The organism is Oleiphilus sp. HI0067, assembly GCF_001635735.1.
This window is the reverse complement of sequence record NZ_LWFI01000004.1, coordinates 1-1,053: the sequence shown is the minus strand read 5'-3', so window position 1 is coordinate 1,053 and position 1,053 is coordinate 1. Positions and strand designations below refer to the sequence as shown.

Below are 1,053 nucleotides of genomic sequence, written 5' to 3'. Positions count from 1 at the left end.
GCGGGAAATACGTCCAATACGATTTTATTAAAGCTAGAAGGTAATAACCCTGCAGGATCTGTGAAAGACCGTCCCGCACTGAGCATGATTCAACGCGCTGAAGAACGCGGTGATATAAAGCCTGGCGATACCTTAATTGAAGCGACGAGTGGCAATACTGGAATCGCGCTTGCTATGGCTGCGGCAATCAAGGGTTACAAGATGATTTTGATCATGCCGGACAACGCGACAGAAGAACGAAAAGCTTCAATGTCTGCTTATGGCGCGACTTTGATTCCCGTAACCTCAGAAGAAGGCATGGAAGGCGCGCGTGACCTTGCATTAAGAATGCAAGCTGAGGGCAAAGGCTTAGTTCTCAATCAGTTTGGCAATTTAGATAACCCGCTTGCGCACTATCAAGGCACAGGGCCTGAGATCTGGCGTCAAAGTGAAGGAAAAATTACGCACTTTGTTAGTTCTATGGGAACTACGGGCACGATTATGGGCTGCTCACGTTACTTCAAAGAGCAGAATCCAGATATTCAGATTATTGGCCTACAGCCTGAAGACGAAGCATCGATCCCCGGTATTCGTCGTTGGCCAAAAGAGTACTTGCCAACTATTTTTGACGAGACACGTGTCGATCGCATTGTTGATATGGGACAGCAAGAAGCCGAAGACACAATGCGTCTGCTTGCCGAAAAGGAAGGCATCTTTTGCGGGGTCTCTTCCGGTGGCTCTGTTGCAGCGGCATTGCAACTAAATCAAGAACTTGAAAATGCGGTAATTGTCGCCATTATTTGTGACCGAGGTGACCGCTATCTCTCTTCAGGCGTGTTTGCGAAATAGACAACCTGCAATTAATTACTTAGAAGACTGAACATATTATGGCGAGAAGACGCAGAAAAAAGCTTCCTGTAGATCCAATTGAATGTGACATTACTGGAGGCTTAAGTCATGAAGGGCGCGGGATTGCCAAATTAGACGGAAAAACCCAGTTTGTTGATGCGGCATTACCAGGAGAGAAAGTCTCTGCGGTATATGTCGAAAAGCGCGGCAAATTTGATGAGTTGA

Annotated in this window: 2 protein-coding genes; both read left to right on the top strand. The window is 46.7% G+C overall.

The genetic code is table 11. The features are described 5' to 3' along the window. Positions 1 to 828, top strand: an 828-nt coding sequence (cysM, locus tag A3739_RS00330; protein WP_068499700.1) for a cysteine synthase CysM, incomplete at its 5' end; no start/stop codon positions are given. Positions 829 to 866: 38 nt separating this feature from the next. Further along, positions 867 to 1,053: TRAM domain-containing protein (locus A3739_RS00325; protein ID WP_156502192.1), on the top strand; the 187-nt coding region annotated here is incomplete at its 3' end.